We start from the raw sequence: 26,478 nt of genomic DNA on the forward strand, positions 1-26,478 counted from the left end.
TGCCTGCCAGCTCTTCATGCCTCGGGTGTCACAGGGCACGTCGGACGTCTTCGAGCGACTCCCCGATCAGGGCCAGGTTCTGGATGGCGGCCAGCCCGTACTGCGCGGCGTCGTTCGTGGTGACGCCCGGCAGCTCCGTCACGGGCTCGGCGACGTTCGGGCCCTGGACGTGGACGGGCAGCCGGTCGGGGTCGAGCTCGTTGAGGTTCTTCCGGTTCCCCGCTCCCGTGAGGAAGATCCGCCAGGCCCGCTCGGCCAGGTTCCGGTCGCCGAGCTTGTGGGCGGCCCAGGCCAGCAGCCGGGTGTGCGGGACCTCGGAGAACGCCTCGCCGCTGTCCAGCCAGACCGCCCAGGTCTCCGTCTCCTGCTGCTCGGCGGGCGCCAGGCACAGTCGGCAGAAGTCGAGCCACGCCGCCTCGAACTCGGGCACGTCCACCAGGTCGAGGATCTCGGTGACGACCTCGACGATCCCGAAGAGCGCGCTCAGATGGGAGATGTACCTGCGGTCCCCTGTGGTGTCGAAGCGCCCGGTGGCCGTGTCGAAGTGCGCGATGCCCGTGAGGTAACGCCGCGGCATGCGCCCGATGTCCGTCATCGTCTCGACGATGCGCCGACGGGCCAGCGGGTCGCCTGTCCGTTCCCACTGGGTGAGCCAACTGGCGAGCAGCGCGCCGTAGTCGATGCCGAGGTCGACCTCGAGGGCCCCCGGGTCGAGCGGCCTCAGCCCCTTGCGGGATCCGACCGCGCGGTTGCGGTCCAGGTCGATCAGGGTCTGATCGGTGACGGCGACCTCGTCGAGCAGCTCACCGGTGCGTTCGTCGGCGGTGAGGAAGTGGTGGAACCGGCGGTAGACGGCGCTCGAGACGCGCAGCTGCTTGCACGAACAGCCCCAATGCTGGACGTTGTGCCGCGTGCCGAACCCCGCGAACGGGCCCGCGTGGTAGACGTCGACCTCCCCGGTGTGGCGGGTCATCGCCTCGGCGAGGCGGAAGGTGGCGGCGTCGCCGGTGCGCAGGAACGACAGCCACAGCCACAGGTCGGGCGAGAACTCGGAGTTGGCCCAGGCGTACCCGCCGATGTCGTAGCGCCACGTGTGACGGTCGGCGTCGTAGGTGTGCATGATGTCGCCGTAGTCCCAGAACCCGTACCACCTGCGCTCGTCGACCTGGTCACGGTAGTGGTCCACGAGCAGGTCGAGCCGGTCCTCGATCGCGGCGGCCGTCGCGCTGGAGCGGTCGGGCAGCGACCAGGTGCCGAAGACCCCCGCCGCCTTGATCCGCTCCGGCGGGCAGACGAGCTGGGGCGGCCTGGCGCAGGCGTCGGCGCGGGCGTCGAGGGACGCGTGGTCCGCCGTGGCACCGGCCGCTCGCAGGGTCAACTCGTGTGTGCGGCCGACGCCGTGCGCGTCCCCGAAGCCGGGCTTGTAGTCCTCGTAGGTCACCCCGACCGCCTCGCGCTGCTCGTCCCGCGTCCGCTGGTGCTCGCCGTCGTGGTAGAAGCGCACATCCATCGGGCGGGCCTCGGGCGACCACAGCCAGGTCGTCAGGGAGGCCACGTCGGTGGCCGCGTCGCGCACGTCGATCTGGGTGGGGTGGGACTGCCAGAATCCGCGCAGCCCCATCTCGAGGCCGCCGTCGCCGCTGCCGAGGTAGGCGTAGCCGCGCGAGCGCGTGCCGCCCGGCACGGTGATCCAGCCGTGGCCACGTCCCGTGCGCTTGCGGACGGTGTAGCCGTCGGCACTCAGCTGCTCCAGGGTCCAGTCGTTCCACGTCGGAACGTGCCGGATGATCCGCCGCCACGAGTCGGGAGCCCCGAGCGTCGGCCTGCCGTCGGTGTGCCGCCCCGTCGCCAGGACGACCGCGCGCACCGGCCCGCTCTGCTCGACGCGGACGGACTCGACCCGCCCTTGGAAGGCGGCGCGGTGACGCCCCTCGGGGTCGTCGGCGCGCTCGGCGCCCCCGCCCCCGCCGCCGCCACAGCCGGTGAGGCCGAGCCCCAGGGCGGACAGGGAACCGGCGAGGAAGGTGCGGCGGCCGAGCGCGGGACGGGTGGATCGTCCGGGGATTGCGGTCATGTCGAGCTCCGTTTCAGGACGCGTCATCGCGCCCTTTTCGTGCCTTCGAGCAGATGTCAGGGGGTGGTCTTCGCCGCCGGGCGCGGATCGGCGAGCCGGGATTCGTTCTCGGCGAAGAACCGGAGCGCCAGCCATGTGCTGAGGAAGCACCACGCGCCCACCGCGACGAGCAGCGGCAGGATCGTGAGGCGGGACGACGCGTAGGCGAGGGCCGCCGGCACGAGCAGCTGGAGGACGCTGGGAACGGGGTTGGCCAGCGCGAACCTGAGTCCCTTCGTGAGGAACTGTCGGCGTGGCACGTCGTAGTGGACATACAGGCCGGGCAGCCAGCAGCCGACCGCCACCAGCACCACGAGTGCGGCGAGGGTGGACAGCCGCGGCACCGCGGCCTCGGGCCCGGCGGCGGAGAAGAGGACGTAGTTCCAGCCCAGCGCCGCCCCCAGCACGGCCGGGGGCAGCAACGCCACGTTCGCCCCGACCAGTTCGGCGCGCCAGGTCCTGGCGAACGTGGCCACCGGTCGGCGCGGCCGCCCGGCGAGGTGCTCGCGGACGCAGTGCGCGGCCGCGACGGTCGCGGGGGCCGCCCCGAGGACCACGCCCCCGAGCAGCGTGAAGAGCAACCACAGGGCGTTCAGCCGCGCCATCAGCGAAACGACCGAGCACGCCTCGTACAGCCGAATGGTCCAGTGCTCGCCCGAGCGTGACACGTCGTCGACCGCGGCTGGGCGCGCGAGTCCGATCTTCTCCATGGGACATCCCCCTCCTCCCTGAGGCCCTCGGGCACGGACGGTTGCGGCCTGGCGTGCGGGTGGGCGCGCTGTGGTCGCCTCTGGAAATGTCTTCCAAAAATTTCTGCTGCCGGATAACATCACGCCCAGATGGGTCGGTCAAGCCTGCCTGCACGGAAACCTTCGGAAACTCCAGAGGGTGTCGCACCCCGCGGGACGGGACGCGTCACCCCACGCGACGAGACCGCGACAGCCCGAGGACGCCGGGCGCGTCGCGCGTCCCTCCGGTCGAGGAAAGGCAAGGTCGCATGCGATGCCGCTTGATGACACGGGTCGTGCCGACGCGGAAAGCACCCCGATCGTGTCGGGGATGTCCCCCGATCCGTCGATCTGCCGGACGGACGAGGGCTACTTCCTGGCGCACTCGTCGTTCGAGTACAGCCCCGGCGTGCCCGTCTGGCACTCGCCCGACCTGGTGAGCTGGCGCCAGGTCGCCAACGCGCTGACGAGCGACGACCAGTTCCCGGCGGGCCGGTCGTCGGCGAGCCGCGGAATCTGGGCCCCCACACTGCGACACCGCGACGGGACGTTCTGGCTGATCACCACGAACATGGACGACCCACGCGGCGGCCATCAGGTCTACCGCGCGACCGACCCGGCGGGCCCGTGGTCCGCGCCGGTCCACCTCACCGAGCTCAACGGCATCGACCCCGACCTGGCCTGGGACGACGAGGGGGTCTGCCTGGTGTCCTACTGCTCATGGTCCCACGGCGCAGCCGGTATCCGGCAGGTCGCGGTGGACCTGGCGAGCGGCAAGCTCATCGAGGAGCCGCGATGGATCTGGCACGGCACCGGGCTGAGCCATCCCGAGGGGCCGCACCTGTACCGGCGCGGGAGCTGGTGGTACCTGGTCATCGCCGAGGGCGGCACCGAGCGGGGCCACGTCGTGTCGGTCGCGCGCTCACGCGGCCCGCGCGGCCCTTTCGAGTCCGCGCCGCACAACCCCGTCTACACCCACCGCGGCATCCGGCACCCGGTCCAGAGCGTCGGCCATGCCGACCTGGTGGAGCGCCCCGACGGGACATGGGCGGCCGTTCATCTCGGCACACGCCCGCGCGGCGGCACCCCGCGCTTCCACGTCAACGGGCGGGAGACGTTCCTCGCCGACGTGTCCTGGGCCGAGGACTGGCCGCACTTCGCGCCGGCGAAGGCGCGCGTCCCCTTGGGGCAGCGGGACTTCGAGGACGCGTTCGCCGCGCCCGCGCTCGACCTCAGGTGGGTCTCGCCGGGGGCCCGCCCTGAGCGATTCGCCCGCGGCGTGCCCGAGGGTGTGGTCGTGGGGCACGCGCCGAGCGGGAACGGCGAGCCGTCAGGGCTGTTCGCCCGGGTCGCCGGGGACCACTGGGAGGCCGAGTTCGTCCTCACGCCTGGCAGCGCCGACTGCACCGTCGCGCTCCGGCTCGACGGCCGCCACTGGTACGGGCTGCGGGCCGCGGGCGGCGAGGTCACGGCCGTCGCGCGCGTCGGACAGCTCCTGACCGTCCTCGGCACCCGGCCCCTGCCCGACTCCCCTGTCACCCTCCGCGTCCGCTCCACGGAGCCGACCTGGAACGGACCGGACGACATCGAGCTGGGCATCGGAGACGGCACCGGCACCGGCACCGACGTGCTCGGCCGACTCGACGGACGCTACCTCTCGACCGAGGTGGCGGGCGGGTTCACCGGCCGCCTGGTCGGCGTGTGGGCCGACTCGGGCGAAGTCCTCGTCCACCGGGCCCGGTTCACCGAACGGCGTGCCTGAGGCGGGCCGAACGGGTCAGGCGTCAGGACGGGTCGTCAGGGCGACTCGTCCGCCCGGGCGCGCGCGGCGACGCCGACGTCGAGCGTTCCTGGTGCGCCCGCCTGCTGACGCGCCACGTCCACCCGCGCGGCGCGGGGCGACGAGTCGGGGAGGGGCGCGGCCAGGGCGACGGCGGTCGACTCCCGCGGGATCAGGTCGCACTCGATGGTGGTGACCCCGGCCGTTCGCGTCCCCTTCTGGATCGCCTCGACCATCTTCTCCGCGGCCACCATGCCGACCTCGGTGAGGTTGAGATCGATGCTCGACAGCTGCGGGCGATTGGCCTCGACCATCACCGTCCAGTTGTCGAAGCCGATGACGCCGACCTCGTGGGGGACCATGATCCCCAACGTCTGGAGCATGCCGGTGGCGCCCCGGGCGATCATGTCGTTGCCGCAGATCAGGCCATCGATCCGGGTGCCGCTGTGGATCAGCTGCATCGTGGCCTGGCGGCCCCACTGCTCGCCCCACGGGCCGCAGAGTGGCTCGGCGGCCAGGGAGAGGCCGTGCTCGGCCAACACCGAGAGCACGGCGGCGGTCTTGATCTTGGCGGCGTCCTCGCGCCGGGGGCCGAAAACGCAGGCGATGTGGCGCCGACCGGTCGCGATCAGGTGGCGAGCGGTCATCTCCGCCCCGCCCCGGTCGTCCGGCACGACGGAGACGTCGTCGGGATCGGTCGAGGCGCGCATCATGTACACCACGGGCACGTCGATCGCGCCGCGCAGGGGAGGACGTCTCGGGCCCCCGCTGCCGCTCCCGGCCACGAGGATGCCGTCGACCTGACGTCTGAGCAGCGATTCGACGAAGTGCTGCTCGCGAATGGGGTCGCCCCGGCCGTCGCACAGGAGGAACGCGATGTCGTGCTCGGCGAACTTCTCCATCGCCCCGAGCAGCAGGGGCGATGTGCGCCGCTTGCTGAACGCCTCCTGCGTGACCAGGCCAACGGTGAGGTTCCGTGCGGCAGGCCGCTCGTTGGGCACATGCCTGGTCCTGAGGTCGAGCTCCCTGGCGGCCGCGAGAATGCGTTCACGCGTGTGGGGGTGGACCGCTCCTCTGCCTGACAGGGCTTTGGACACGGTGCCAGGTGAGACGCCGGCCAGAGCGGCGACATCGCGCGCGGTTACCCGCTTTCGGTTGGCCATGGGGCGACTGTATCAGCGCTTTCCTAAAGTTTCTGTGCCGGTTTCCGGACGGTCGGCTTTCGTGTGGCGCGTTTGACGCGGGTGAGGGAAAGGTCCGGACGTCGCCTCCCGAGGCGGGCCCCCGCGCAGGGCGTGCGCGGGCGGCCCGCGCCCGGCGGCCGGGTCAGTGGGGTGCGGGTGTGGCGGCCGATGTCGCCCTCGTCGGCTCGGCGTTCAGTTCGCGCAGGTCGCGGCCCCGGGTCTCGCGGGCCGCGAGCAGGGCCAGCACCGTCAGGACCGCGGCGGCGGTGACATAGAGCGAGATCAGCGAGGAGCCGCCGGAGGACTGGAGGAGCGCGGTGGCGATCAGCGGCGCGGGAGCACCCGCGGCCACCGAGGCGAACTGGGCGCCGATGGACGCCCCCGAGTACCGCATCCGCGTCGCGAACAGCTCGGAGAAGAACGCGGCTTGGGGCGCGTACATCGCGCTGTGGAAGACCAGGCCCACGGTCACCGCGAGCACCAACGCCGCGAACGACTCGGTGTCGATGAGGGCGAAGAACGCCCACGCCCACACCCCGGTGCCCACCGCGCCCCCGAGATAGACGGGCTTGCGACCCACCCGGTCCGACAGCGCCCCGAACACCGGTATCAGGCCGAACTGGACGGCCGAGCCGATCAGCACGGCGTTCAGCGCGGTCTGTTCCGCCAGGTCGAGGTGGTCGACGCAGTAGACGAGAACGAAGGTGGTGATGACGTAGTACGAGATGTTCTCGGCCATCCGCGCGCCCATGGCCACCAGGACGTCCCGCCAGTGATTGCGCAGCACCGCCAGGATCGGCGGCTGCTCCTCCTGCGCGGCCCGCTCCTCGGCCTTGCGCGCCTCGGCCTTCGCCAGCGCCTCCTGGAAGACGGGCGACTCGTCGACGGAGATCCGGATCCACAGGCCGACGAGGACCAGCACCGCGGAGAGCAGGAAGGGGATCCGCCACCCCCACGACTCGAACGCCGCGTCGCTCAGCAGCGTGGTGGTGAGGGAGAGCACGCCGACGGCGATCAGGTTGCCCGCGGGGGCGCCACCCTGGGGCCAGGACGCCCAGAATCCACGCCGCTCCGCGTCGCCGTGCTCCGAGACCAGCAGCACGGCGCCGCCCCACTCGCCGCCGAGGGCGAAGCCCTGGAGCAGCCGGAGCGCGGTCAGCAGGAGCGGCGCGGCGACGCCGATGGTCGAGTAGCCGGGCACGCAGCCGATGAGCGTCGTGGCACACCCCATCAGCAGCAGGCTGACCACCAGCAGCTTCTTCCGGCCGACGCGGTCGCCGTAGTGGCCGAAGACCAGCGCGCCCAGCGGGCGCGCGGCGAACCCGACGGCGTAGGTGAGGAAGGAGAGCAGGGTGCCGGTCAACGGGTCGGACTCGGGGAAGAACACGTCGCCGAAGACCAGGGCGGCGGCGGAGCCGTAGAGGAAGTAGTCGTACCACTCGATGGTGGTGCCGACCAGGCTGGCGGCGACGACGCGGCGCAGCTTGGCGGGGGTCGGCGGGGGAGCGGACGCCGAGGGGGGCGCCGGAGGGGACTCCGATGAGGACATGAACACCACTTCCGTGGGGGTGTGGGGGGACGTGGGGGTGACTCACCCGTGGGGCGGCGATGCGACGGGACCGGTGAGCGCGCGGTCCCGGCCGCCGGGCAGCGGGAGCGGTGCGGGGGGTGCGGGAGGCGGCGCGCGGCACGGGCCGCCGCGGTGGGGGGCGCTGTCCATGGCCGCACAGTAGGAACCACGGTGATCGCCCTCGATGGTGCGGATCCCCACTGTTGATCCACCGTTCATGGCGGTCACCGCCATGTGCCCTCGGCACGGCCAAGGCCCACGCGGCGGGTCGGCGTCACCATCCGGCTTCTCGGCGCGCGCGGTGTCGGACCAGCGGGCGGCGCAGGGTGCCGGATCGTCGGTGTGGGCCACGTGCTCCGACGCGGCGGGTACGGGGGGATGACGCAGAGGTGGGCATGGACTCGCTCGGTGGTCAGCGGACTCGACACCCACGTGATCACCGAGGCGGTGCCTGCGCCGTTTCCCGGCCACGCCAGGAGACATGTCACCACGTCACGCGCGGACCGGCCCCTCGCGCCCGTGCGAAGACCCTGCCTTGCGTACCGATCAGTGCCGACGTAGCGTCGTCAGCGCTGATCGGTACACATGTGAGGGTGGGGGAGGCCGTCTCATGACTGAGAACGACTTGCGTAGCTGGTACTTGCGCTTCGCCGAGACGCTCAACAACCACGAACTCGGCGGCATGGACGAGTTCATCAACGACGAGGTCCTGCTGGACGGCGCCCCCGGCACACGCGACGATGTCGTCGTCGCCCTCCAGGGCATCTTCGACGCCGTTCCCGACTTCCACTGGGAACTCAAGGAAGTGCTGATCGATGGCGACCGCATCGCGGTACGCACGATCAACACCGGCACTCCCGTCAAGGAGTGGCTCGGTGTTCCCGCCACCGGGAAATCCTTCGAGATCAACGAGCTGGTCATCTACACGGTCGGCGACGGTCGATTCGTGAAGATGACGAACTTGCACGATTCGGCCGCGTTGCGTGAGCAACTGACCGCCTGACATCGGGAGCTGGTCGCCGGTTTGACTCGGTGGCCGGAACATGGTTTTGGCTTGCGGCCAGAGAAAGAAGTCGGCGAATCCGGGGTCACCACCGCTTCGGCCCCATGGGTCTCGCCCTGCCGCCCTGCGCGATGTCGGCCATGGGCTGCACGTCGGCAGGGAACGGACAACCAACTCCAGGGGCCAGCTCATCACCAGTCGGTCTGTCCGAATATTACGCGCGGAAGCTGGAGTGGAAGGGCTGCACCGAGTTCGCCACCAGCAAGCGGTAAGCGGAGATCCTCGCGAATCCCGCGGCTCAGCGCGCGCGATTGACAGTGCTGCTCAACTACAACGATCCCCCGGGGAACCACCGCATCCGTTGCGGTCATGCCGGCAAGGCCCGAGGCGACTCACAGGGTTCAGTGGTCTTCACCCCCCCGGCGGCTCCGGCGTCCTCGGCGGCCTGGCAGCCAGCCGTGGGCTGGCCAAGAGCTGTATCACCGAGAAGTTTGGCGTCATCGGATTCGCCCCGGGGGGCGTCGGTGCCACGCACTCAGGACGGTCGGCTCGGTCGGCCGGGCGAGGAGTGCCGTCCCGCCCCCGGACAACGGCCGGGGATGACGCCGCCACGGCGGACGACGACGCGGCCGCCGGTTCCTCAGACGGCCGGTCACCCGGTGTCCGCCGACGCGAGACGGACACCGAGCGACTTCTGGAGATCGCCGGGACAGCGGCCGACGTGCACGGCAAGCTCACCCGCCCGACACCCCACCGTGATCGGAGGACAGCGCCGTGCGGAGGACACCCACGACACCCGCCGAGGTGGACGCCTGGCTCACCGTCCTGCGCCGCCGCGGTCACCTGCACCGCGCCGAGCGGGGACCGGATGGTTCCTGGACGGTGCGACGCCACCGGGACAGCCCTCCTTGGACACTGCATCGCCCGACCCTGGCCATGGACTGGATCGAGGACATCGTCTGGGACATCCGGCCGAGCGACACGGACACGAGCCGGTGAACGACGTCGATCGGGTGGGGCCGCCCCGGAGCCGGATCCTGACCGCGGTCCGGCCACCGGCGGAGCAAGTTGTCGCGTACGACGGTCCTATGGCCCGTCGTACGCAGGCGCCCTCGTTCCGCGACCCCGGACGACGACCTCGAACGTGACGCGCAACTGCCACCGCCCACCCCCGCGTTCCCCGCCCGCACGCCGCGTTGCCATCCACGCGATCCCACGCGGCGCGTCCACAAGCTGACCGTCCGCCTCTCGACCGACGAGAAGGCGGAGATCGCCACCGCCGCCCTCGCGGCCGCCCGAGGCACGATCACCGTGCACACCAACGACCGACTCGACGCCGCGATCGACGAATTGGCCGCCCTCCGCACCCAAGTCGCCCGCGTCGGCAACAACGTCAACCAGATCGCCCGCCTCCACAACGCGGGCGGCCAGTTCCGTCCCGCGGAGCTTCTCCACGCCCTCACCGTTCTCCACCGCGTCCTCGCACGCGTCGACGAGGCGGCCGATGCCCAAGTGCGCAGGCGCGCTTGATGGTCCCGAAGGTCCGGCGTGGCTCGCGCACCCACGGCCTGCTCGCCCATCTCTATGGACCGGGCAGGCGCGACGAGCACACCGATCCGCACCTCGTCGCGAGCTGGGACGGATTCGCCCCCGATCCCGGGCGCGACCCCGAAGCCACGCTCTCCCGACTGACTGCCGTGCTCGACCGTGTCGATGCCCCGGCGTCCGTCACTCACCGACCTGCTCCGGTTGAAGTAGATCTTCAACCTTGCGCCGCCACGCACAGTCGACGCAGTCTGCGGAGCTGCTCGATATGGGGCTCCGCTGCCTCGTCAGTGAGGAGGGCAAGTGCCGCGTCGATCGGCGGCAGCGCCTCGCTGAATTCGTACTTGTCGAGATGGGCCCAGGCGATATCTGTGAGGGTACGCCCCTCGTTGTATCGGTCACCGGCGCTGCGGAAGAAGTCCAGCGCTGTATTCAATTGCGCATGCGCCTCCGAGAAGTGGCTCTGACAGCGCAGCGCGCTTCCCATGTGGCGGCGGAGCAGTGCCCGGGCGCGCTTGGCATGGACGGCGTCGGGGTGGCCTTCACCAATCTGGGCAAGGATGTCGTAGGACTCCTCGAAACGGCTGAAAGCGTGCGATCCGTTCCCCTGGCGCAAGCTGAGCAGGCCCAGCGACTCAACAGCCGTGGCGTGGCTGAGGACGTGTCCCGAGGCCCGCGCGGTACGTACGGCGCGTCGCAGGACGCGCTTGGCCTCTGCCCACCGGTCTCGACCAAGCTCGGTCAGAGCTAGCCCGAGGAGCGTCTGCATCCGAGCGGCGAGCAAAGAGTCGGGGAGATTTTTATCCGCCACTGCCACGCCGATGCGGAGTGCAGGCAGGACTTCTACTTGGCGGCCAGCCTTCAGTTGTGCTGACCACATGGCATCACACAGCCCACAGACCGTATCGAACTCCCTGACGTCCCTGGCGATCGCCACGGCTCGGGTGATCGTGTCGATCTCCGAGACGAGGGCGTTCAACGCCTCAGCGCTGCTGGCAAACGGCGTCTGGGTGAGTCGTTCCCGTAGGTCGTTCACCGGCCATCGTAGCGGGTGGGCGTCATGGTCGGCACGAGCGGCGAAGTGGAGAAGCCAGTTCAAGGATCGCTTGACCACGGCCTTCTTCACGATGAGCCCTTCGCGACCCAGGGCTGTCTTGGCGACGTATTCCTGGATGCTTGGCCGAAAGCTGTAGCGGTCCTCATGTCCAGACTGCCGTTCGAGGAACTGCAAGTCGGCCAGCTGTGTGAGCCACCGTGCGGCGTCGGACTGCGGTACGTCCCCGGCTGCGCTTGCGGCACCGAGGCTGATGTCCGGCCATGGCAGGAACGAGAGCAGGTTGAGGAATCGAGCCAGGTCTGTCTGCAACCGGTGGTATGTGTCCTCGGCACGAAGGCGTCCATCAATGCTGTTGTGCCCGGCTCGTAACGTCGCCACAGTGCGATGCACCACAGCAGCTCCTCCCTGGCATTCGGTTACGAGAGTCGGGTGTTCGTGAAGTGCCTGTTCGAAGGCTCGTTTGCCCATGAGCCGGATGAAGAGCCGCTTCGTGTCGTGTGTGCTCAGCCGACCCACCGGTATCTGTGTCTGAAAGAGGTCCCTCAGGTCGTCACGGGTGGTGGTGGTGACGATCGTGAACACGCTGGCCGTCGAGATGATGTACGGCTTGAGTTGTTCCAATCCTCGGGCATTGTCCAACACCATGATGATGTGGCGATGTGCCATCAGACCGCGGTAAAGCCAGGCGCGTTCCTCCACTCCGGAGGGCATGTCTTCCTCGCGCATGCCCAATTGGCGGAGCAGCAGGCGGTATACGCGAGCCTGAGCCTCCTCGGAGGTATCGACATGGCGCAGGTCTGCGTACAGCGGTACTGGCCCGCCTCGGAGGGGTGCATACCCCCGCAGGGCCCAGCGGGCCGCGATGGTCGTCTTTCCCGAACCATCGTCGCCGAGCAGTAGGACACCGCGGGCAGAACCTGCGAACGGACGTGCGGCGGCTTGGTCCAACATGCGCAGCGCCTTCTCGGCGTTGGTGAAGTAGTCGGCGTGAACGGACGGAGGGAAGTCGGGCGAGGCTGGCCCAGGGGTGAGCTGTTGTTGAGCGAGCCCGACGAGGATTGCGAGCTGTGTGGAAGCTGCGGGGTTGTTGGATGTCTCGCCCGAGAGCCTCAGGAGCGTTGCTACGGGAGGAACCCCTTCCGCAGCCGCGCCATGCCTTCCGAGCACTCGCCCGATGAACGCCGATAATGACGTCCTGAGCCATCGAGCCGCTTCACTGCCAGCCGTACCGGCCGCGTTCACGATGAATGCACTTGCTGGGTCTAAAGCCATCATCTCCCCTTGATTGCCCGCCAAGCCTATCGGTTCGCACCCGAGGCGGGGCTGATCGGCCGCATCCTGGAGAGTGCAGGTGGCGGGAGATTCGCTCCGATCAAGAAGAGAAGGGAGCAGGGCTCTGCATTCGCTGGTCCCACAGGTGCCAGGCTCTTTGGGGCAGGAGCATCACAGCAGCCGCGAACGTACCCACTTGCTTGAGGGACGCTCCCGCTTTTGCCCATCGGGTGCCGTGTCGATCCGTGGCGATTTTCTCTATCCGGCGAAGGCGAGTATGGCATGGCCGTGGGCGTGACCACTGTTCATCCTCCACAACACCATTGCCCAGTTGGGCAGGTTGTGGGTCATCATGTGCGAACGCTACCTTGGATGCATCGCGGATCATCTCCGTGACGTTGAGTCGCCAACCCACCACCGACTTCGGGTCGTGCCCGAGCGAGACCGCTGCGTCGACCACAGCTGTGGTGCGCTCTTGCACGAACTGGAGCGTCCTGGCCACCAAGGCTTCCGATCCCGCGAGCTGTGGAACGTCGTTGACCAGCTTCCTCTCCTCGGAGTAGTTCTCCTTCGCCACCTTCAAGGCGCGTGTCTGGCGCTCCCGTCTCTTCTTCGGGGAGAGAACCCACACGGCTTGGGCAGCTCCTACGAGCCCCGGGCGGCATCAGGCGTTGCCCGACGTTCCCAATCCTCGGTGATCGGAAACATGTGCTCCAGCCGCTGTCTCCGGCCTTCCGCCTCATCCACCACGACGGAAGACTACTGCGTCGGCCATGTCGAAAGCCTGGAGAACGGGAAGGAGATGGTCAACGGCCCCGGCTCGGGCTTGGGAGGTCCGGGGGGGATGGTTGAGGGCTTGCGTGGGCCCGTTGTTGATCGGGTGTTGGCGGCTTGGGTGCGGGGGGAGTTCGAGGGGGTTGGTCGGACCGGGGCGATGGTTGCCTCGGGTGGGAGGCGACGCAGGTCTTCGCCGTGGCGGATGACCGGGGCGGGGTCGACGATGGCCTTGTGCGTCGAGGCGACCAAGTGTTCGGGGATGAGCGAGGTGGCCGTGGCGAACCAGCGGTTTCCGGAGCCGCCGCCGCTCATGAGCCACCGTTCCTCCTCGCCCGTCATCTCGGCCTGGTGCGTCAGGTGGTGGCGGTTCAGCCGGACCTGGGCGAGGCGGTCGGGGGAGCGGTAGACGGCTTCGCCCCGGCCGCTGTCGCGTAGGGCCCAGCCCGCCTGCTCCAGGGGCGTGCCGAGCCGAAGCAGGGCTGGTAGGCCGTTCCGAGACGATCCTGACCCGGCGGCCAGCACCGCCACCACGCGGTGGTCGAGCAGGTTATCGCCCACGGCAAGGTGGAAGCCTGGGCCTGCCTGCCCTCCCATCGTGACCGACAGCTCGGCCTGGACCCACCTCAGCGTCAGGGATTCCTCCGCTGTTCGATCAGGAAGAGTGGTGGGCCCTCATGGCCACGCCGTCGCCCTCCCCGGGCAGCACTGTCGTTGGCCAGGGCCGATGTACACACGGGGGCTACCGCAGAATGCTGTGGTCGAACCGCGACCCGGGCGGCGATCAGTGATCGGACGATCAGCTATGCCTCACCGCCGAGTGCCCCTGACGGGTGATCTGCTGGTGGCACCCCGTCTTGGTGACTTCCCGTTGTCAGAGCCGGGGAGCTCTGCCCGTGAGTTCCTTCCACCGGGCCGCCGCCTGGGTCCATGCTTTGCGAGCGGCGATCAGTTCGGGGTCGTCCCTGTGTGCCTTCTTCAGCTGTGCGTACTGGGCGTCGGCCTCCTCCACTTGTTGGGGGAGTTCCTCTTTGATCTCACGCCGCTCCTGCGCGATCTCCGCCAGCCGGGCGTCTCGCCGTGTGTAGTGGTCCTCTTCGTTCTCGGCCGCCTCTTCGATCTGTAGAACGAAGGCGCGTAGCCGTGTCTCGTTGTACTGGTCCGGCGGGAACTCCACCATCCTGCGCTTGCCGCGTGGAGGCCGCAGGTAGAGGTAGAGCGAACCCGGTGCGGTACCGGCGAGATCGGGCTGGAGACCCAGCAGAGGCACTGTGTCCTCCGGCTCCGGTTCCGAGTCGGGGGCCCGGCTGTCCTGACCGGCGATCACGACGGCGTGCTGGTGCAGACGCAGAGGACCGAGCCTGTCGAGCTCCGAGCCGGGCTCCCACCTGCGCAACCGACGCTGCTCGGCATCGAGTGCCTTGATCCGGCCGCGTCCGTCCTGCTTGACCCGGGAGACTTCCGCTTGTGCCGTCGCCAGCTCCTTGCTCAGGCCTCGCTCGACCCGCCGCAGCCGGGTGCGCGCTGCGGCGACCTCTTGCCGCGCCGCGCTGTGGTCGGCCCCGAAGGTGTGGTTGCGGTTGCCTGGATAGTGGTAGAGCTGCCGACCAACTAAGAGTATCCCTCCGGCTATGAGCAGCAGCAGCCAGACAACGACCTCCACCAGGTTCACCCCTCCCGAAGAAGCAACCACAGCAGTCTTCCAGCATGGGCGAGTAGGCGCCGGGGGATTGTCGGCGGTCGGCGATGGCGCGGGCCCCGGCCAGCGGCGGGCTCGGCGACCTGGCAACCGGAGAGCGGGCGGTGGCTGGAGCGGACGTGGGAGCCCTCCCGGGGTCACCGTCACCTTTCGGGGTTGCAGGGCGGAGTCTCACCCTTCGGGTGACCACCCCTGGTGCATCGTCCCAGGTCACAGATGGCGTGGGGAATTGAGTTCGATCGCCGGGCAGCGGTTCATCACCATCGTCAGGCCCGCCGCGCGGGTGCGGGCGTAGGCCGCCTCGTCTATCACGTCCAGCTGGAACCAGACCGCCTTCGCGCCGATCGCCACGGCCTCGTCGGCGATCGCGCCCGCCCAGGCGCTGTGCACGAAGACGTCGACCACGTCGACGGGGAAGGGGATGTCGGCCAGCGACGCGTAGCCGCGTTCGCCGTGGACCGTCTCCGCCTTCGGGTGCACCGGAACGATCCGCTTGCCGAACGCCTGGAGGCGGGCCGCGACGCCGAACGCCGGGCGGGTGGCGTTGGAGGAGAGGCCCACCACCGCCCAGGTGTCGCCCAGCTCGGTGAGGATCTTGTCGACCGTCTTGTCGTCTCCGTACATGCCCGGTCAACGACCGTTCCCGCCCGGTCATTCCCGAAGGGCGCCGACCGCTTAGTCTGGCCCGATGGGTGATCGGTATCGGACGGTGGCGCGCGTGGGCGTGCACGAGACGGAGGTCAACCGCTCGCGTTTCCTGTGCGCCCTGGCGCCCGCCGCCACCGAGGACGAGGCGCGCGGCTTCATCGCCGGGATCAGGGCCGAGCACCCCACCGCCTCGCACCACTGCTGGGCCTATGTCATCGGCGCCGACGCCGCCGTGCGCAAGAGCAGCGACGACGGGGAGCCCGGCGGCACCGCGGGGCCGCCCATGCTGGAGATGCTGCTGCGCCGCGACGTCCGGTACGCCGTCGCCGTCGTCACCCGCTACTTCGGCGGCACCAAGCTGGGCGCGGGCGGCCTGATCCGCGCCTACGGCGGCGCCGTCGGTGAGGCGTTGGACGCGCTCGGCACGGTGGCCCGCGAGCGGCAGCGGCTGGCCCGGATCACCGTGGACCACGGGAGGGCCGGGCGCCTGGAGAACGACCTGCGCGCGACCGGGCGGTCCGTGCGGGACGTGGCCTACGGCGCCGAGGTCACCATCGAGATCGGGCTGCCGGAGGCCGATGTCGACGCGTTCACCGCGTGGTTGGCCGGGGCCACGGCGGGTGGCGCGCGTCTCGAGCTGGGCGGGGAGACCTTCGGATCCGGCTGAGGGGGCGTTGTCAGTGGGCGGTGGCAGGATGGCCGTCGTTGATCGACAACGGCGTGAGCGGCTGAGAGGGGTGGGTTTCCGGTGCGCTTCCTGCACACATCCGACTGGCACTTGGGCCGTTCCCTGCACCGGGTCGGCCTGCTCGATGCGCAGGCCGCGTTCCTCGACCACCTGATCGACACGGCGCGTTCCGAGGCGGTCGACGCGGTGCTCGTCGCGGGGGACGTCTACGACCGGGCCGTTCCGCCGCTGGCCGCCGTGGAGTTGTTCGACGACGCGCTGCACCGGCTGGCCGCGCTCGGCGTGCCCACGGTGATGATCTCGGGGAACCACGACTCGCCCCGCCGCCTCGGCGTCGGAGCCGGGCTCATCGGGCGCGCGGGCATCCATCTGCGCACCGACCCGGCCGCGTGCGGCACGCCCGTGCTGCTGTCCGACCGCCATGGCGACATCGCCGTCTACGGCCTGCCCTATCTCGAACCGACGCTGGTGCGCGACGAGTTCGGCGTGGCGGGCGCCGGGCACGCCGCCGTCATCGGCGCCGCGATGGACCGCGTCCGCGCCGACCTGGCCGGTCGGCCGAAGGGCACGCGCGCCGTCACGCTGGCCCACGCGTTCGTCACCGGCGGCCAAGGCTCCGACAGCGAACGGGACATCACCGTCGGGGGCGCCGCCGCCGTGCCGGTGGCGACGTTCGACGGGGCGCACTACGCCGCGCTCGGCCACCTGCACGGCTGCCAGACCCTCACCGACCGCGTGCGGTACTCGGGTTCGCCGCTGGCGTTCTCGTTCTCCGAGGCCGCGCACCGCAAGAGCACATGGCTGGTCGACCTCGACGGGGCGGGCGCCGTGCGCGCCGAGCGCGTCGACTGCCCCGTGCCCCGCCCGCTGGCCCGCGTCCGCGGGCGCCTCGACACCCTGCTGACCGACCCCGCGCTCGCCCCGCACGAGTCCGCGTGGGTCGAGGCCACGCTCACCGACCCCGCCCGCCCCGACGAGCCCATGGCGCGCCTCGCCGACCGCTTCCCGCACATCCTCAGCCTGGTCTTCGAGCCCGACCGCCCGCCCAGCGCGCCCGCCACCTACGCGCGGCGGCTGAGCGACCGCACCGACCAGCAGATCGCCGAGGACTTCGTCGCCCATGTCCGCGGCGGCCAGGGCCCCGACCCGCGCGAGCGGGCCGCGCTGCGCGCCGCCCTGGACGCCGCGCGCCCCCGGGAGGAGTGAAGGGATGCGACTCCACCGGCTCACGCTCACGGCGTTCGGCCCGTTCGCCGCCACCGAACGCGTCGACTTCGACCGGCTCTCCGCCGCCGGGCTCTTCCTGCTGCACGGGCCGACGGGCGCGGGCAAGACCTCCATCCTCGACGCTGTCTGCTACGCCCTCTACGCCTCCGTCCCCGGCGCCCGCCAGAGCGGCGCCGTCTCGCTGCGCAGCGACCACGCCGACCCCGGCACCCCCACCGAGGTCGTCCTCGACCTGACCGTCGGCGGGCGGCGCCTCGAGATCACCCGCCGCCCCGAGCAGGAGCGCCCCAAGCGCCGGGGCACCGGCACCACCCGCGACCGCGCCCGCAGCGTCCTGCGCGAGCGCGACCACGCCACCGGGGAGTGGCGCGCGCTCAGCGGCAGCCACCAGGAGATCGCCGAGGAGCTCGGCCTCCTGCTCGGCATGAGCCGCGACCAGTTCTGCCAGGTCGTGCTGCTGCCCCAGGGCGACTTCGCCCGCTTTCTGCGCGCGGGCGCCGAGGACCGCGCCAAGCTGCTCGGCCGCCTCTTCGACACCCGCAGGTTCGCCGCGGCCGAGGCGCGCCTCGCCGAGCTGCGCGCCGCCGCCGCGCAGCGCGTGCGGACGGGCGACGAGCGGCTGCTCGCCACCGCCCACCGCGTTCAACAGGCCGCCCCGCGCGGCGCGTTGCCCGAGGCGCCCGGCGACGTGGCCCCCGGCGACCTGGCCCCCGGCGACCCGCACCTGGCGGACGCGGTCCTGGCGCGAGCGGCCCAGGCCCGTTGCGCCGCACGGGAGTTCCGCGACATCGCCGCCCTCGCCCTGCACGCCGCCGAGGAAGGGCACGCCGCCGCCCAGGCCCACCACGACGCGACGGCCGAGCGCGCCAGGCTCCAACGCGCCCACGCCGAGGCCAGGAGCCGCGCCGACGCCCTGGCCCTGCGCGCCCCCGAGCGGGAGGAGACCCGCGCCCTGCTGGCCCGCGCCCGCGCCGCCGACGCGGTCGCCCCCGCCCTCGCGCTGCGCGAGGGCGCCGAGGCCGAGCACCGCGAGGCGGCCCGCGCCGAGCGCGCCGCCCGCGCCCCGCTGCCGCCCGAGCTGGCCGAGGCCCCCGCCGCGGCGCTCGCCGAGCGCGAGCGCGCCACGCGCGAACGGCTCGGCGCCCTCACCGCCGCCCGCCGCGCCGAGGAGCGCGCCGCCGACCTCACCGCCGAGCTCGACCGGCTCGCCACCGAGGCCGCCGCCGACGCCGCGCTGCTCGCCGACGCCGAGCGGCGCCTGGCGCCCTGGCCCGAGGAGCACGCGCGCCTGACCGAGCGCGCCGCCCGCGCCGAGCGGGCCACGGCGGAGGCCGAGCGCGCCGCCGAGCGCCTGGCCCGCGCCCGGGAGCGCCTGGCCGCCGCACGCCACCGCGACCGGCTCGCCGCCGCCGTCGCCGACGCGGAGGAGCGGCTGCTGCGCGCCCGCGAGTCGGCCGCCGACGCCGCCGCCCACTGGCTCGACCTCAAGGAGCGCAGGCTGCGCGGCATCGCCGCCGAGCTGGCCGCCGGGCTGATCCCGGGGCGCCCCTGCGCCGTGTGCGGCTCGCCCGACCACCCCGACCCCACGCCCCAGGCCGACGGCCATGTCGACCGCGCGGCCGAGGACGCCGCCCTCGCCGCACACCGCGCGGCCGACGAGCGCCGCGGCGCGGCCGACCGGGCGCTGGCCGCCGTCCGCGCCGAGCTGGCCGCGGCCGAGGCCGCCACCGGCGGGGACCGCGCCGACGAGCTGGCCGCCGCCGTCGCCCCGCTGGCCGACGCCGAGGCCGCCGCGCGGGCCGAGGCCGCGGGGGCGCCCGCCGCCCAGGCCGCGCTCGCCGAGGCCGAGCGCGCGCACGAGCGGCTGGTCGCCCTGGGCCACGCCATCCGGCGCCGCACCGCCGCCCGCGCCTCGCGCCACGAGGCCCTCACCGCCGAACGGGCCGCGCTGCGCCCTGAGTTCGCGCACGAGAGCACCGAGGGCAACGGGGGCGGCGGACGGGTCGGCCTCGCCGCGCGCGTCGCCGCAGCCTCCCGCCTCGCCGACGCGCTCGCCCGCGCCGCGAGCGCCGCCCGCGCCGCCGAGCAGAGCGCCGACCGGCTCAAGCAGGCGGACGCCACCGCCGCCGACGCCGCGTACGGCGCGGGGTTCGAGACGCCAGGGGCCGCGGCCGACGCCCTGCTGACCCGCGCCGAGCAGCGGGCGTCGCAGGACCGCCTCGACACATGGACGGCCGAGGAGGCGTCCCTCGCCGCCGTCCTCACCGACCCGGACACCGCGGCCGCCGCCCACGCGCCGCCCGCGGACCCCGTCGCCGCGGCGGCCCGACTTGCCGCCGCCACCGGCCGGTTGCGCGCCGCCGCCGCGGCCGAGTCCGCCGCCACCGCCCGCTGCGCCGAGCTCGACGCCCTGGGCGCCCGCGCCGCCGATGACGCCGCCGCGCTGGCCCCGTTGCGTGACGAGAGCCGCCACATCACGCGCCTGGCCGGGCTGACCGCGGGCACCGCCCCGGAGAACGAGTACCGGATGCGCCTGGAGACCTATGTGCTGGCCGCCAGGCTCGAACAGGTCGCGTCCGCCGCCAGCGTCCGCCTGCACCGCATGTCCGCCGGCCGCTACGCCCTGGTCCACTCCGACGCCAGGGCGGCCCACCGCGCTCGCTCCGGCCTCGGCCTGCGCGTGATGGACTCCTGGACCGGGCGCGCCAGGGACACCGGGAGCCTGTCGGGCGGCGAGTCGTTCTTCGTGTCCCTCGCCCTGGCCCTCGGCCTCGCCGACGTCGTCGCCGAGGAGGCGGGCGGCCGACGCCTCGACACGCTGTTCATCGACGAGGGCTTCGGCAGCCTGGACGAGCAGTCCCTCGACGAGGTCCTCGACGTCCTCGACGGGCTGCGCGAGCACGACCGCAGCGTCGCCATCGTCAGCCATGTGCCCGATCTGCGCGGCCGGATCCCCGCCCAGCTCCAGGTTCTCAAGACGCGCCGGGGCTCCACCGTCGTCCACCGCGCCACGCCCGAAGCCCCCTGACCCCGCGGGGCGCGCACCACAACGCACGCGCCCCGCCATGCTCCGAAGCGACGCCTCCCGAGCAGCGCCTCCCGAGCGACGCCTCCCGAGCAGCGCCTCCCGAGCGACGCCGACGGGACGACGCCTCAGAGGATCGACAGCTCGGCCACCAGGTCGTCAAGGCCGAGCGACCCCTGCGACAGCGCCGCCATGTGCCAGCGCTTGGCGTCGAACGCCGCGCCCCTGGCCCGCCGCGCCGCCTCCCGGCCGCGCAGCCAGGCGCGTTCGCCCAGCTTGTAGCCGATGGCCTGCCCCGGCAGGCCCAGATAGCGCACCAGCTCGCTCTCCACGAAGTCCGCGGGGCGCGAGTTGTGCCGCCCGAAGAACTCCTGCGCCAGCGCGGGCGTCCAGCGCGCGCCCGGCTCGAACGGCGAGTCGTCGGGGATCCGCAGCTCCAGGTGCATGCCGATGTCCACGATGACGCGCAGCGCCCGCATCATCTGGCAGTCCAGATAGCCCAGGCGCCGCTCGGCGTTGTACAGGAAGCCGAGCTCGTCCATCAGCCGCTCCGCGTACAGCGCCCAGCCCTCGGCGTTCGCGCTGACCATGCCGACCGTCGTCTGGTACCTGGACAACTGGTCGGCGACGTGCACCCACTGCGCCAGCTGGAGGTGATGCCCCGGCACGCCCTCGTGGTACCACGTGGACACCAGGTCGTAGACGGGGAAACGGGTCTGGCCCATGGTCGGCAGCCACGTGCGGCCAGGCCGGGAGAAGTCGAGCGAGGGGCCGCTGTAGTGGGGCGCGGCGGCGCTGCCGGGCGGGGCGATCATCGACTCGACCCGCTTGACCCGGTCGGCCAGCTCGAAGTGCGTGCCGTCGAGCGCGCTGATCGCGTCGTCCATCAGCGCTTGGAGCCACTGCCGCACCTCCTCGACGCCCTCGACGGCCTCGCCCTCGGTGTCCAGGTGGCGCAGCGTGTCCCAGGGCGAGGCGCCCGGCAGGATCTTCCCCGCCTCGGCCACCATCTCCGCGTGCAGCCGGTGGAACTCCGACCAGCCGTAGGCGTAGGCGTCCTCGAGGTCGAGGTCGGTGCCGTTCCAGTACCTCACCCAGCGGGCGTAGCGCTCGGCCCCGACGATGTCGGGGGAGCCGTCGACGGCGGGCGCGTAGGTGTCCCGCAGCCACGCCGCGAGCCGCGCCACCCCGGCCGCCGCGTCGCGCGCCCCCGCGTCGAGCTCCGCGCGTAGCGCCTCGGGCCCCGCGGCCACGAACGTCCCGAACCAGCCGCCGTCGCCGCCCCGCGTCCACTCCCCGAGCTGCCCGATCACCGTCTCGACCTGCCGCGGCCCGGCGGGCAGCGAGCGGGCCAGGCCCTCGGCGAGCGACGCCCTGTACCCCTCGAGCGCCTCGGGCACCGCCCGCAGGCGCCGCGCCACCGCGGCCCAGTCGTCGTCCGTCTCGGTGGGCGCGATGGTGAACGCCTCCCGCACGAAGTGGACCGGGGAGCTGAGGTTGCTGACCGCGCGCAGGCCCTCGCCCGCGTCGTGCACCGCGAGCTCGGCGGTCAGCCGCTCGCGCAGCAGCCGCGCGCAGCGCCGCTCGGCGTCGCTGTCCCCGCCGGGCCGCGCCTCGGCCGCGGGCAGCCGGTCGAGGGTGCCGCGGGCCAGGTCGGCGAGGGCCCGCTGCCCGTCGGGTGAGAAGTCGGGCAGCCGGTCGGCGGTCTCCGGGACGCCGAGCCAGGTGCCGAGGATCGGGTCCAACGCGACCAGCTCGTCGACATAGGAGTCGGCGAGCCGACGCGGAAGCGGAGCACGGGGGTCTTCTGACATGCACCCATCCTGATACGTCGGACGGGTGTTCGTCACCACCCGCCCTGGGCGGGCAGCACCACGGGGAGCTGCGGCTGGCAGCCGCCCGGCGCCAGGCGCGCGGACAGGACCAGGCTGCCGTCGGTCGTCTGCCGCTCCAGCGGCAGGCCCGTGGCGTTCACCACGGCGCGCATCACGGCGGCCATCGCGGCGTTGGCCGGGCCGGTCACCAGGTACACGGCCTCGTGGCGGGCGTGGACGGCCAGCCCGATGAGGCGGCGCAGCAGCGCCGAGCCGATGCCCCGCCGCTGCCAGTCGTCCGCGACCAGCAGCGCGACCTCCGACTCCTCGCCGTCGAACAGCAGGTGTCCGAGGCCCACGATGTCGCCCTCGCCGGTGACCGCGGCGACGCTGCGGCCCATGGCGGGGTGCAGCAGGTGCGGCAGCAGTGCGTCGGCCTCGGGCGAGGAGGCGCGGTAACGCCCGGCCAGCGTGCGCTCCGAGCAACGGGCGTGCAGCGCGAGCGCGTCGGGGAGGTCGCCGGGACCCGCGGCCCTGAGCAGGATCTCCCGGCCCTCGGCCGTCACCGCCGTGCGGGGCTCTGGCACGGCGTCCACGCCCCGGGCCACGAGCGGCGGACAGGCACGCCCCGACGCGTAGCCTCCCGTGGTCCGAAGTCGACCGTGCGGGAAGCGGATCGAGGAGCCGGAAGTGTCGGAGTCTGCTGCCATGGAAGCACTCTCGCGTTCGGTTATTGCGTGATCACGAACGCCCTGTGACCGAAGGGTAAAGGCGCTTACGCGTGAATTGCGCTCTTTGGTGCCCGTGGTGCGGCTGGTGGCTCGCGCACCGCCTCGCCGAGCAACCTCACCGCCCGAACGATCCGGGCGGGCGTCACATGGGCGTAACCGAGAACCAGCCGCACCCGGTCGTCCCCCGACACCGTACCTCCCAACTCCCGTGGTGTGCGCACCGATACCCCCGCCTCGGCCGCCCACTTCAGGAACCGCTCGGCCTCGCGCTCGACGGCGGCGACCGGCCGCGCGCCCCCACGCCCCCGCGCCCGACGAGGCCGCAGCGCCCCGACTGGACAGCGCCGAGGCCACTCGGGTGGGATGACCCCGTGGCACACGACCCGCCCGAGCCGGCGCTCGCCGTCTTCCAGGAGCACCGTCCGACGCTGTTCGGCGTGGCCTACCGGATGCTCGGGCGGGTCGCCGACGCCGAGGACATCGTTCAGGAGGCGTGGCTGCGCTGGTCGGCGGCCGACCGCGACGACGTCGAGGAGCCCCGCGCCTATCTCGTGCGGATCGTCACCCGGCTGTCCATCGACCGGCTGCGGCAGGTGACGGCGCGCAAGGAGACCTACGTCGGTCCCTGGCTCCCCGAGCCGCTGCCCACCGACCGCGCCGTCGCCTGGCAACAGGCCGCGCCCGAGGGCGCCGACCGCGCCGTCATGGCCGAGACCGTCTCGTACGCGGTCCTGCTGGTCATGGAGTCGCTGTCCCCGCTCGAGCGCGCGGTGTTCGTGCTGCGCGAGGCGTTCGGGCTGCCCTACGCCGAGATCGCCGCCGCCCTTGGCAGGGGCCAGGACGCGGTGCGGCAGCTCGCCGGGCGCGCGCGCCGCCACATGGCCGAGCGCCGCCCCCGCTACACCGTGGACGCCGAGCAGCGGCGTGACCTCACCGAGCGCTTCCTCGCCGCCGCGCTCGAGGGCGACATCGAAGGGCTGATGTCCATCCTGGCGCCCGACGTCACGCTCGTGGGCGACGGCGGCGGCAAGGCCAAGGCGCCGCCCCGCGCGATCACGGGCGCGGACAAGGTCGGCCGCTTCCTCTCGGGCATCGCCCGCCGCCCGCCCGCGGCCCCGGCGTTCCACGTGGTCGAGATCAACGGCGCCCCCGCGCTGCTGGTCACCACCGAGGGCCGCCCGTTCGGCGTCTTCCAGCTCGGGGTGGACGAGGACGGGCGCGTGCGGACCGTCTACCTCGTGGCCAACCCCGACAAGCTGGCCCACCTCGCGCCGCCCGAAGGCCCAGGCCCGCTCGCGCCGTTCGCACCCAGGAACGGCGAAGGCTGACGTTACGTCAGGGGCGAGCGGGGCGTTACCGGTTCGTGAAACGTTCGCACCCGGGCCGACCCCGGGACGGCTGGTGTTCTCCCGCGCTGCGGCCTGCGTCCAGTCGCGTCGCGAAAGATCCGTTCAGCGCCGGCCGACGGCGCCGGCACTCGCGCCGACGACTCACCGGAGAACCCCCCATGTTGAGTTTCCCCTCGCGAAAACACAGCAGCCTCCGCGTCGCCCTCACGGCCCTCACGACCCTCGCGGTCGCCGCGGCGGTCGCGACGTTCCCGACCCCCTCCACCGCCACCCCGCACTCGGCCCCCGAGGACTGGGACGACTCCGCCTACCGCGGCCGGATCGAGGTCGTCCGCACCTCCGAAGGCCCGGCCGACCCGGCGTTCCTGACCGGCACGGTCTTCGTCGACCAGGACCGCGACAGCGAGAGCGACCGCGGGGAGCGCGGCCTCGCCGGCGTCACCGTGTCGAACGGCCGCGACGTCGTGACGACCGACCGCCAGGGCCGCTACCGGCTGCCCGCGTACGACAATATGACGGTCTTCATCACCCAGCCGTCCGGCTACCAGGTGCCGGTGGACGAATCCAACGTCGCCCAGTTCCACTACAACCACCTCCCCGAGGGCTCGCCCGAGCTGCGCTACGGCGGCATCGCGCCCACCGGCGCCCTGCCGGACGCGGTCAACTTCCCGGTCGTCCGCAGCCAGCTCACGCGCGCGCAGGAGCAGCACTGCGTGATCGCGGGCGACCTCCAGACCTACGACAGGACCGAGGTCGAGTACGCCCGCCGCGGCGCGATCGCCGACCTCGCCGAGCGCCGCGACAACCAGGGCTGTGGCACCCTCTTCATCGGCGACGTCGTCGGCGACGACCTGTCGCTCTATCCGGACGTCAAGGAGCTGACGAGCCTGACCAACGGCCCGGCCCGCTTCCTGCCCGGCAACCACGACCTGGACTTCGACGCCACGACCGCGGAGCACTCGTTCGACACCTTCCGCGCCCAGCTCGCGCCCGCGTACTACTCGTACGACATCGGCGACGTGCACGTCGTGGCCCTCAACACCGTGCGCTACCCCTGCACTCCGGACGTCGACAACGCCGACGGCCGCCGCCCCGAGTGCGACGACCCCGAGAACGCGCCCCGCTACAACGGCCGCCTCGACGAGCACCAGCTCGCCTGGCTCGAGCGCGACCTGGCCGCGGTCGACGACGACACGCTCGTCGTGGTCGCCGGCCACATCCCGCTGCTGACGTTCGCCGACGAGGGCAGCGCGATCCACCAGGTCGACCAGGTCCGCGAGGTCTACGACCTGCTCGAAGGCCGCAGGGCCGTCTCCGTCGCCGGGCACACCCACTCGATCGAGAACATGCGCACCGGCGACCTCGTCCAGGGCTGGAACGACCTCTTCGGCGTCGAGGGGCTGCCGTTCCCGCACATCACCGCGGGCGCCATCTCGGGCGACTGGTACTCGGGCGAGGTCACCGACGACGGCTACCCCACCGCGATCGGCCGCGACGGCGGCAGGCCAGGGCTGCTCACCCTGGACATCAGGGGCAACGCGTTCCGCGAGCGCTACACCGTGACCGGCGAGAGCGACCGCGTGGGGACCCGGCTCGGCCTCAACAGCCCGACCTACCGCGACTGGTACGCCGAGCGCCAGGAGTGGAACGACGCACCCGATGGCGCCGCCCCCGAGCTGGGCGACCCGCTCGTGGTGAGCCGCGACGACCTGGCCGGGCAGACCTGGCTGACCACCAACTTCTGGATGGGCTCGACCGGTTCGACGGTGCGGGTGCGGATCGACGACGGCCCGTCCCGGCCCGCCACCCGCACCCAGCCGATGCGCGGCGAGGACCAGCTGATCGGCCCCGAGTGGTCCGACCCGCACGCCGTGGCCCAGCAGCTGGTCCACGGCGGCAGCGTCGCCGACCGGACCATGCACCTGTGGCGCCTCGAGCTGCCCGAGGACCTTGACGCGGGCCGCCACCGCGCGGTGGTCACGGCGACCGACGCGTACGGGCGCCGGTTCACCGACGTGCTGACGTTCCGCGTCGTCGAGCAGCGCTGACGCCGGGCAGCGCCGAAGCCGAGCATCGGAAGGGGCCGTCGCGGGGGCGGCCCCTTCGCGCGGGAACGCGGCAACGCGTGGGAACGCGCCTGAACGCCTAGGGCCTGTCTGATAATTCCCGGTGGATCAGCGAGCGGCGGATGGCGCCCGCCTGGCAAGGCGCCGGATCGCAGCTCGTACTCAGCCGTACTCGCGCGATTCGGCAACGCAGCCAGGCGGGATG

General features: G+C 72.2%; 20 protein-coding genes and 1 pseudogene. 10 read left to right on the forward strand and 11 right to left on the reverse strand.

Features of this window, described 5'->3' with window-relative positions:
- Window positions 1–28: 28 nt before the first annotated feature.
- On the reverse strand, window positions 29–2,074 hold the full coding sequence (locus tag D7318_RS02790; RefSeq protein WP_183091219.1) for an exo-rhamnogalacturonan lyase family protein: 2,046 nt from the start codon (window positions 2,072–2,074) through the stop codon (window positions 29–31).
- Window positions 2,075–2,130: 56 nt separating this feature from the next.
- Window positions 2,131–2,823 carry a YesL family protein gene (locus D7318_RS02795; RefSeq protein WP_183091218.1) on the reverse strand — a complete coding sequence of 231 codons (693 nt, stop codon included), beginning with the start codon at window positions 2,821–2,823 and terminating at the stop codon, window positions 2,131–2,133.
- Between the two features lie 349 nt (window positions 2,824–3,172).
- Here D7318_RS02795 and D7318_RS02800 point away from each other — a divergent pair, with 349 nt between their 5' ends.
- Entirely contained in the window at window positions 3,173–4,603 is a 1,431-nt protein-coding gene (locus D7318_RS02800; RefSeq protein WP_230423274.1) for a glycoside hydrolase family 43 protein, read from the forward strand.
- A 35-nt stretch (window positions 4,604–4,638) separates the two neighbouring features.
- Here D7318_RS02800 and D7318_RS02805 read toward each other — a convergent pair whose 3' ends face one another.
- Both D7318_RS02805 and D7318_RS02810 read right to left on the reverse strand, forming a co-directional pair.
- The gene (locus D7318_RS02805; protein WP_120695177.1) at window positions 4,639–5,784 is read right to left on the reverse strand and encodes a LacI family DNA-binding transcriptional regulator; all 1,146 of its coding nucleotides are present in this window, start codon (window positions 5,782–5,784) and stop codon (window positions 4,639–4,641) included.
- A gap of 163 nt (window positions 5,785–5,947) precedes the next feature.
- Window positions 5,948–7,354: an MFS transporter gene (locus D7318_RS02810; protein ID WP_120695253.1), complete on the reverse strand. Its 1,407-nt coding sequence runs from the start codon at window positions 7,352–7,354 to the stop codon at window positions 5,948–5,950.
- Window positions 7,355–7,985: 631 nt separating this feature from the next.
- Between D7318_RS02810 and D7318_RS02815 the strand changes: the two genes are divergently transcribed.
- From D7318_RS02815 to D7318_RS33650, 4 genes and pseudogenes are all read left to right on the forward strand, one after another.
- Window positions 7,986–8,378 carry an ester cyclase gene (locus tag D7318_RS02815; protein ID WP_120695178.1) on the forward strand — a complete coding sequence of 131 codons (393 nt, stop codon included), beginning with the start codon at window positions 7,986–7,988 and terminating at the stop codon, window positions 8,376–8,378.
- Between the two features lie 774 nt (window positions 8,379–9,152).
- A complete protein-coding gene (locus D7318_RS02820; protein ID WP_120695179.1) occupies window positions 9,153–9,377 on the forward strand; it encodes a hypothetical protein in 225 nt (74 codons plus the stop codon).
- A 69-nt stretch (window positions 9,378–9,446) separates the two neighbouring features.
- Window positions 9,447–9,908, forward strand: coding sequence for a MobC family plasmid mobilization relaxosome protein (locus D7318_RS02825; protein WP_230423275.1), 462 nt, complete (start codon window positions 9,447–9,449; stop codon window positions 9,906–9,908).
- Window positions 9,908–10,084 (forward strand): annotated as a pseudogene (locus D7318_RS33650) (mobilization protein); the annotation flags it as partial. The gene D7318_RS02825 and the pseudogene D7318_RS33650, both read left to right, overlap by 1 nt.
- A gap of 56 nt (window positions 10,085–10,140) precedes the next feature.
- Here D7318_RS33650 and D7318_RS32355 read toward each other — a convergent pair.
- The 5 genes from D7318_RS32355 to D7318_RS02850 all read right to left on the reverse strand — a co-directional run bounded on the left by D7318_RS32355 (window position 10,141) and on the right by D7318_RS02850 (window position 15,349).
- Window positions 10,141–12,252: an ATP-binding protein gene (locus tag D7318_RS32355; RefSeq protein WP_147437595.1), complete on the reverse strand. Its 2,112-nt coding sequence runs from the start codon at window positions 12,250–12,252 to the stop codon at window positions 10,141–10,143.
- Window positions 12,253–12,352: 100 nt separating this feature from the next.
- Window positions 12,353–12,835, reverse strand: coding sequence for a hypothetical protein (locus tag D7318_RS32360; RefSeq protein ID WP_147437596.1), 483 nt, complete (start codon window positions 12,833–12,835; stop codon window positions 12,353–12,355).
- A 176-nt stretch (window positions 12,836–13,011) separates the two neighbouring features.
- The gene (locus D7318_RS02840; protein WP_183091216.1) at window positions 13,012–13,587 is read right to left on the reverse strand and encodes a DUF317 domain-containing protein; all 576 of its coding nucleotides are present in this window, start codon (window positions 13,585–13,587) and stop codon (window positions 13,012–13,014) included.
- A 313-nt stretch (window positions 13,588–13,900) separates the two neighbouring features.
- On the reverse strand, window positions 13,901–14,698 hold the full coding sequence (locus D7318_RS02845) for a hypothetical protein (RefSeq protein WP_120695182.1): 798 nt from the start codon (window positions 14,696–14,698) through the stop codon (window positions 13,901–13,903).
- Between the two features lie 237 nt (window positions 14,699–14,935).
- Window positions 14,936–15,349, reverse strand: a complete 414-nt coding sequence (locus D7318_RS02850; RefSeq protein ID WP_120695183.1) for a CoA-binding protein — start codon at window positions 15,347–15,349, stop codon at window positions 14,936–14,938.
- A gap of 64 nt (window positions 15,350–15,413) precedes the next feature.
- On the opposite strand from D7318_RS02850, the gene D7318_RS02855 reads away from it, so the two are divergent.
- From D7318_RS02855 to D7318_RS02865, 3 genes are all read left to right on the forward strand, one after another.
- Window positions 15,414–16,040, forward strand: a complete 627-nt coding sequence (locus tag D7318_RS02855) for a YigZ family protein (protein ID WP_120695184.1) — start codon at window positions 15,414–15,416, stop codon at window positions 16,038–16,040.
- Between the two features lie 81 nt (window positions 16,041–16,121).
- The gene (locus tag D7318_RS02860; protein ID WP_120695185.1) at window positions 16,122–17,267 is read left to right on the forward strand and encodes an exonuclease SbcCD subunit D; all 1,146 of its coding nucleotides are present in this window, start codon (window positions 16,122–16,124) and stop codon (window positions 17,265–17,267) included.
- Between the two features lie 4 nt (window positions 17,268–17,271).
- Window positions 17,272–20,316, forward strand: coding sequence for an AAA family ATPase (locus tag D7318_RS02865; protein WP_120695254.1), 3,045 nt, complete (start codon window positions 17,272–17,274; stop codon window positions 20,314–20,316).
- A 125-nt stretch (window positions 20,317–20,441) separates the two neighbouring features.
- On the opposite strand, the gene D7318_RS02870 is transcribed toward D7318_RS02865, so the two are convergent.
- Window positions 20,442–22,127: a DUF885 domain-containing protein gene (locus D7318_RS02870; protein ID WP_120695186.1), complete on the reverse strand. Its 1,686-nt coding sequence runs from the start codon at window positions 22,125–22,127 to the stop codon at window positions 20,442–20,444.
- A 32-nt stretch (window positions 22,128–22,159) separates the two neighbouring features.
- Window positions 22,160–22,837: a GNAT family N-acetyltransferase gene (locus D7318_RS02875; RefSeq protein WP_120695187.1), complete on the reverse strand. Its 678-nt coding sequence runs from the start codon at window positions 22,835–22,837 to the stop codon at window positions 22,160–22,162.
- 392 nt (window positions 22,838–23,229) lie between these two features.
- Here D7318_RS02875 and D7318_RS02880 point away from each other — a divergent pair, with 392 nt between their 5' ends.
- Both D7318_RS02880 and D7318_RS02885 read left to right on the forward strand, forming a co-directional pair.
- Entirely contained in the window at window positions 23,230–24,186 is a 957-nt protein-coding gene (locus D7318_RS02880) for an RNA polymerase sigma-70 factor (protein WP_230423276.1), read from the forward strand.
- Between the two features lie 179 nt (window positions 24,187–24,365).
- Window positions 24,366–26,255 carry a calcineurin-like phosphoesterase C-terminal domain-containing protein gene (locus tag D7318_RS02885; RefSeq protein WP_120695189.1) on the forward strand — a complete coding sequence of 630 codons (1,890 nt, stop codon included), beginning with the start codon at window positions 24,366–24,368 and terminating at the stop codon, window positions 26,253–26,255.
- Window positions 26,256–26,478: the final 223 nt, after the last annotated feature.

This window comes from Streptomyces radicis (genome assembly GCF_003626575.1).
In the GTDB taxonomy this organism is placed as follows: Bacteria; Actinomycetota; Actinomycetes; order Streptomycetales; family Streptomycetaceae; genus Streptomyces; species Streptomyces radicis.